General features: G+C 45.1%; 8 protein-coding genes. 3 read left to right on the top strand and 5 right to left on the bottom strand.

The window, feature by feature from the left end; genetic code table 11:
• Positions 1-341: 341 nt before the first annotated feature.
• Entirely contained in the window at positions 342-1,778 is a 1,437-nt protein-coding gene (locus tag O9295_RS19575) for a GTP-binding protein (protein ID WP_288034692.1), read from the top strand.
• A 152-nt stretch (positions 1,779-1,930) separates the two neighbouring features.
• Here O9295_RS19575 and O9295_RS19570 read toward each other — a convergent pair whose 3' ends face one another.
• Positions 1,931-2,227, bottom strand: a complete 297-nt coding sequence (locus O9295_RS19570; protein WP_079206196.1) for a type II toxin-antitoxin system RelE/ParE family toxin — start codon at positions 2,225-2,227, stop codon at positions 1,931-1,933.
• Entirely contained in the window at positions 2,212-2,400 is a 189-nt protein-coding gene (locus O9295_RS19565; RefSeq protein WP_002737442.1) for a hypothetical protein, read from the bottom strand. The genes O9295_RS19570 and O9295_RS19565 overlap by 16 nt, the downstream gene beginning before the upstream one ends.
• Before the next feature lie 354 nt (positions 2,401-2,754).
• Between O9295_RS19565 and O9295_RS19560 the strand changes: the two genes are divergently transcribed.
• Positions 2,755-3,447 carry a Crp/Fnr family transcriptional regulator gene (locus tag O9295_RS19560; RefSeq protein WP_288034689.1) on the top strand — a complete coding sequence of 231 codons (693 nt, stop codon included), beginning with the start codon at positions 2,755-2,757 and terminating at the stop codon, positions 3,445-3,447.
• Between the two features lie 235 nt (positions 3,448-3,682).
• Entirely contained in the window at positions 3,683-4,165 is a 483-nt protein-coding gene (locus O9295_RS19555) for a DUF29 domain-containing protein (RefSeq protein ID WP_190722218.1), read from the top strand.
• A gap of 539 nt (positions 4,166-4,704) precedes the next feature.
• Here the strand turns inward: O9295_RS19555 and O9295_RS19550 are convergent.
• The 3 genes from O9295_RS19550 to O9295_RS19540 all read right to left on the bottom strand — a co-directional run.
• Positions 4,705-5,421: a polysaccharide deacetylase family protein gene (locus O9295_RS19550; protein WP_288034687.1), complete on the bottom strand. Its 717-nt coding sequence runs from the start codon at positions 5,419-5,421 to the stop codon at positions 4,705-4,707.
• Positions 5,422-5,560: 139 nt separating this feature from the next.
• Positions 5,561-5,776, bottom strand: a complete 216-nt coding sequence (locus O9295_RS19545; protein ID WP_288034685.1) for a hypothetical protein — start codon at positions 5,774-5,776, stop codon at positions 5,561-5,563.
• Between the two features lies 1 nt (position 5,777).
• Positions 5,778-6,336: bluetail domain-containing putative surface protein (locus tag O9295_RS19540; protein WP_288034683.1), on the bottom strand; the 559-nt coding region annotated here is incomplete at its 5' end.

The following is a 6,336-nucleotide window of genomic DNA, read 5'->3' as shown; positions in this document are numbered from 1 at the left end:
GATGTCTTGTCTAACAACGCTTTACCAATAAAGCTGAGAGGGAATCCGAACTAGGGAAGTATTCGGAGGTCTGTGCCAGATTGTGTCTCGATGCGGTAGTCTCTACTTGCGTCGCCTAAATTGGTTTAGGCAAGCCCCGTCGCTTTTAGGGCGGGGTTAGTGACCCTGATTATCCTTGATAATAAGCTGGTTATAATTAAATTGAAGATGGTTCCCCCCTTAATCCCCCCTTGATAAGGGGAGTGCCGATCCCCCCTTAATCCCCCCTTGATAAGGCGGGTATCTGACAATTTTTAACACCTACCTACTTAATCACTGATAACTGATAACTGATAACTGAAATGACCTCTGACCCGTCTCTCGATCGAGCTTGGAATACCGAAGACCTAGAACAAGCGCTTCGAGGTGTCGGCACTATTCAAGAAGAACTCAACTATAATCAGGCACGCAATTCTCTGAGCAAACTTGTCGATCGTCTGGATCTTACCTCGATCGAGAAAATTGGTCTAGAAGCGGAGATCGATCGCCTGGTGGCCCTGCTAGAAAAACTCGATCGATCCCTGATTCAAATTGCCGCTTTTGGCCTGGTGGGCCGGGGAAAATCCTCGATTTTAAATGCTCTGGTCGGTCAAGAAATCTTTACAACCGGTCCTCTACACGGAGTTACCCGCACCATTAAAGGGGTAAATTGGCAGTTAAGCAGCGATGATACTTTCCCTCATCTAGCGCGTCTGACCCTGAACGGCCAGGGTAATGCTCAGGTGCAATTGCTTGATACTCCCGGTATTGATGAGGTAGATGGGCAAACGAGGGAAATTCTCGCCTGTCAGGTGGCGCAGCAGGTGGATTTAATCCTTTTTATCATCTCTGGTGATATGACCAAAGTGGAATTTTCCGCCTTGGCCAAGTTACGCGAAGCAGGAAAACCGATGATTTTGGTCTTTAATAAAATCGATCAGTATCCGGAAGTCGATCGCCTCGCTATCTATGAGAAAATCGCCTCAGAACGGGTGAAAGAATTACTCTCCCCCGATGAGATTGTTATGGTGGCGGCCTCTCCCCTCCTGGCGGAGACGGTTCAAGGGCAGGATGGTCGGCTAAAAACGCAACGATTTCGGGGAAACCCCCAGATAGAAGCCCTGAAACTCAAAATTTTGGAAATTCTAGAGCGAGAGGGTAAATCGCTCGTAGCACTCAATTCTATGCTGTATGCGGACGAGGTAAACGAGCAAATTGTCGCCCGCAAAATGGCTATCCGTGATCGCGGGGCTAATCAATTGATTCAAAAAGCAGTGATGATCAAAGCATCGGCGATCGCTCTGAATCCGGTGACGGTGTTGGATCTGTTTACGGGGGCAGTTATCGATCTAGCCATGATTCTCGCTCTTTCTCGCTTATACGGCATCGATTTAACTCGTCAGGGGGCGATCGCTCTTTTACAAAAAATTGCCCTCAATATGGGGGGTATTAGTGCCAGCGAATTTTTAGCGGTTTTGGGCTTAAGTTCCCTCAAAGGACTGCTTGGCCTCTCGATTCCTGCCACTGGCGGCATTTCTCTCCTTCCCTATACTTCGATCGCCCTGACTCAAGCGGGAGTTGCCGGTGTATCCTGTTACGCGATCGGCCAAGTGACGAAAACCTATCTCGCTAATGGGGCCACCTGGGGACCCGATGGCCCGAAGGCAGTGGTGGCCAGTATTCTCGATTCCCTCGATGAAACCTCGATTCTCAACCGGATTAAGCGGGAATTAGGCTCAAAATTGGGGGTTGGGGGTTAGGGGAAGTGGGGAAGTGGGGAAGTGGGGAAATTGAACTAAAACCCCAAAACCCCAAAACCCCAACCTCCAACACCTAAAACCTGTCTCCTATCTCCTGACTCCTGACTCCTAACTCCTAACGGTTGACCACTGATCACTGATCACTGACTCGATCAATCCAAGAAATGCTTGCTATGGACGATCGCCGCTATAATAACTACTGACCCTTGAATTTGATAGATCAGACGGTAGGCGTAGGCAGACTTTTCTCGGATGGTTTCATCGCTAAATTCAGCGCATTTTTTCGCTTCTAGGGGACAATTTTCTAAAGAATAGCTTATATCAAGAATTCGACGCACGACGGCCGCCGCATAGGACGGGGAATCTCGACTGATATAAGATGCGATCGCATCCACGTCTTCAATTGCTTTGGGCGACCAGACAAGGCGATAATTCACTCGATCAGCCATTTGTTTAAAAGACCCTCAACTTCTTCTTGGGGGATTGTATTCTCCAGAGAGGCAGCGTTCAAACTTTGACGCACCTTCTCCAGAACGTATAAATGATACTGAATATCTTCAATTGAACAATCATCTGGTAATTGATTCAAGAGGGATTCAACTTTTTGTCTAATGCTATTCATACAAGTTTGACCGAAGTTTTTAAGGAAAAGTATAAATTTAAGTTATCTATCAACTATCATCTATCATTTATCATCGGATAGAAAATTATAGTTACGCATCCTATCCTAAGCCATAGTCCCCAGAAAAGCGAGAAAAAGTTAAAAATAGATAAGGTGATTATCTAGCTTTTGTCACATTGGGGCGGGGATACTGTTAAGAATACTTAATAATTCTCCTATCTGCCCAATCCCCGCAACTTTTAGGGATTATTGACCAATAACCATCTAGCGGCCACAAGACCCCCCCCAATCGCAGAAATTTTTTGTTACATTAGTTTACAGTTCCCTCAACGCCCCAGTGGGTTATTAATTTTAATGTCTTCTTCGGTTCCTTCGTCGGATTTTATACCCTTAATCGGTCAAGAAACAGAAATCTTTAACTGGGCAAAATCCCATTATCGTAATCATACCTTTGCCAAAGATGAAAGAGTAGCCACGCGCCCCGGGCTATTATACTTTGTGGAATCTGGGGCGATTCGTATTGTTGGTCAGGCACAAGTTAACGTTATTGACCAAAAATCCCCCCGTCAACTACCTATTGCCGATAGTGAGGAAGTATTTCTCGGTTTTGTGGGTGCAGGTCAACCTTTTGAGATTGTTTCTCAATTTCCCTTTCAATTACAAGCCCAAGCTCATCTAGACGAGACCGAGTTAGTCTGGTTATACTGGGAAGACCTAGAACAATGGCCGCAATTGCGATCGGCTGTTATGGAAACTTTTCGCCATCAATACCAGCGTAAGTTATTTTGGTTGAGTATTCTCGGTCAAAAACGCTCCCTCGATCGATTAATGGGGTTCTTGGTTATATTATTGGAAGAATACGGTCAACCCTGTGTAGAAGGCTATTATCTTCCCTATCCCCTAACTCACGCTCAAATTGCCAGCGCCATCGGCACTACCAGAGTCACAGTAACAAGATTAATCGGTAAATTGCGACAACAAAATTCGATCTTTTTTAAGCAGGATAATCTTATCGGATTGCCCAGTTTATTTTTGAGTCAGAATTAATTTTTCTGCTGCTGGTGTTGCTGACTCAAGGTATGAATAAGTAATAGGACGAAATTAACTTCTTGGTTAGGAAAGGCAAAAGGCACTCATGCAAGAGCTAGTTAGATATGTGTAATTAATTGTCTCTAGCTACTTACCAACTGTGCATCCTATCCAAAAGCTAGTTTGGCCCTAGGTTTTAAAAATCCCACACAAGAAGATTCCTATCTCAAATCAGCAACGTCAGAAATCTATTATGACCGCACAAACCCCGCCATCGCTCTCCGTTCTCTATGAGGAAGATTTTGTTCTCTGGACAGAAAAAACCGCCGAACTGTTAAAGCGAAAAGAGTTTGACAGGGTGGACTGGGAAAATCTGATCGAGGAAGTCGAATGGATGGGAAAAAGTGAGCGCCAGGCCGTAGAAAGTTTATTAACTCAACTATTAATCCACCTTCTGAAACTGAGTTATTGGGCAGCGGAAAGAGAACGAAACGCGCGTCATTGGCTAGGAGAGATAGCCACTTTTCGAGTGCAACTGAAAAAAAAGATGAAAACCCCAACGCTGAAAAATCATGCCATCAATTCCTTCGGGGAGGCCTATTCAGACGCGAGACAAACCCTAATTGATGGGAGAATTGTCGATAAAAATACAATTCCCCTAGAGTCTATATTCACTCTCGAACAAGTATTAGACGGGGATTGGTTCCCCATCGATATCGCACCTTTTCTTAGTTAGGGCTTGCTGAAAAAGTTTTTCAGCAAACCCTATTTAGGCGCAAGAAAATAGAGGAATCAAAATAATCCGGTTCTTCGTTACTTGTTATGGTTCGATAGGGTGGCATAAATCGACTAAATCCTTATCTGGCAAAAGATTTAATTGATTAGTTCGCTCTAGAGCGAAAACAATTGACAAAAATCACCAAATGTCTTTCTCTATAAGGGTTTCATCTCTTATAATCCTGTCCGTTGCATAAGACAAACCGAAGAACCAATAATCCCCTCAATAGTTAATCAATTATAGCGTTTTTCAGTCTGCTGAGGTACAAAAGTGATGGGTTTTAGGCACTCATGCAAGAGGCAGAAGGCAAAAGGGAAGAAAAATAGGTGTACCTCACTAGCTTAGGAAACGCTATATCATCAACCCAATTTACTTAGAGAAAATGAAAATTATAGATAATATTTTTGACAATAAGAAGGCAGAAATTCTCAAATAAAACTTCTTTCTTTTTTTGAATTGGCGATCTTTTCTTGTCCTTAATGCCTAGAAAATGTCACCTAATAACGTTTGTGATCAACTAATTGGCTGAGAGTCACCACCTGATAACCTCGATCGTGTAATTTAGCTAATAAATTCTTCAGTACGATCGCCGTATTCTCGTCTCTTTCGGGGGACCCACCGTGAAGCACTACAATCGCCCCGGGGAAAATAAATTGCCAGATATACCAAGTGGTAAATTGAGGATGATTCGTTCCTTTTCTGGTATCTAAAGGGATCATGGAAGCGAGGGCAAATCGGGACTCGTAGCCAGGGAATTTCCCCAAAAACGAGCGCATAGATTGATTATAGAAGGCTTGACCGGGACGATACCAGCGCAGCGCTTGACCGGCAAGACGACTTAAAATATCGTTAGCTTCCCGAAACTGACTGGCAAAAGCGTCGGCAGCCAGTTGACTGGTGCGGAGATCTTGGCTGCCGTGATTAGCGATTTCGTGACCTTGGGCGATTAGACGCTCAATCAAGGTGGAGTTCGGTTGCAGGTGTCCCGTGATCAGAAAAAAAGTCGCCTTGACGGGAGTTGCCCGGCTGGCTTTTTCTTGATTATGAGCGGCGATCGCTGCTAAAATGCGATCGGTGGATTTTTCTTCGGGATCGTTGGGAGTGGGTAGATCATCGATAGTAAGGGCGATAATTTTCTCTCCTGTCGGTTGATAGAAAATTGCCCCTGGGAAAAGTCGAGCGACGCTCGAGATAATTAATTTGGCAATGCTCATTTGGGGGGTTAAGGGATGAGAAGAGAAGCAAAGATTAGCGATTACAGGCTAGTGACTGAAAGAATATTTCTCTAGGAGATATTTTCGCATTTTATTCAGTTTCTGCATCAGCGACAAAACTGAGGATAGCGACTCCTGGTCAAAATAGGGTAGTGGTCATGATCGCCGCAGCTAATCCCAGACGCTGATGACAACTACCAAACCGGTGAGCCTTTTCTCCTAAAGCCGAGCGATCGGATGCTGGTAGCTTGAAAGCTGAGATAATCCAGATAAAAACCCTATGAACATTGGAAAGACCCCCAGTCACAGTAGGAGAAGAGTCTCCTACTGCCTGCAAACTTAAATGATCTCTCAATCTAGATCACTACCACTGGTGTGGCGACAGCAATGTCGTAATCACTCAGTTGAATGATTGCATCACTAGCGGCTTGGAAACCGGCCACTCCATTATTGAGAGCGATAAAAGTACCATTTTGACCTGTCACTTTAAAAGCCTCCGCCGTGTTAGCAGCAAAGGCCGCATTAGTCAAGACCAACTGAATCGCCGCTGCGGTTAAAGAAGTAGCTGTCCCTTTCGATGCGGTCAAAGTGATGGCCGCAATAGACCCAGGGGCATTAATGCTATCAAGACTGGCACCTGTGCCATTGTAGCCTTGAATAACATCAAAGCCACTCAGCAGCGACTCACCGAGAGAATTGTAATTCAAAGTATCCAATCCATCGCTTCCCGTCAGGATATCTTTGCCAAGACCGCCTGTCAGGCTATCATTACCGGCCTCACCGGTGAGGGAATTGGCCAGACTATTGCCCACAATGGTGTCGTTGAGGCTACCACCAATGACATTTTCAAAGGCAGTGGCACTAGCTAGGGTGAGAGTGAGATTTCCGGCGGTGACGGTTTGGGCGGCGGTACTG

Origin of the sequence: Microcystis sp. LE18-22.4A, assembly GCF_027531105.1 — a bacterium.
Taxonomy (GTDB): Bacteria; Cyanobacteriota; Cyanobacteriia; order Cyanobacteriales; family Microcystaceae; genus Microcystis; species Microcystis aeruginosa.
Note: the sequence above shows the minus strand (reverse complement) of the source record. Positions and strands in the feature narration are given on the sequence as shown.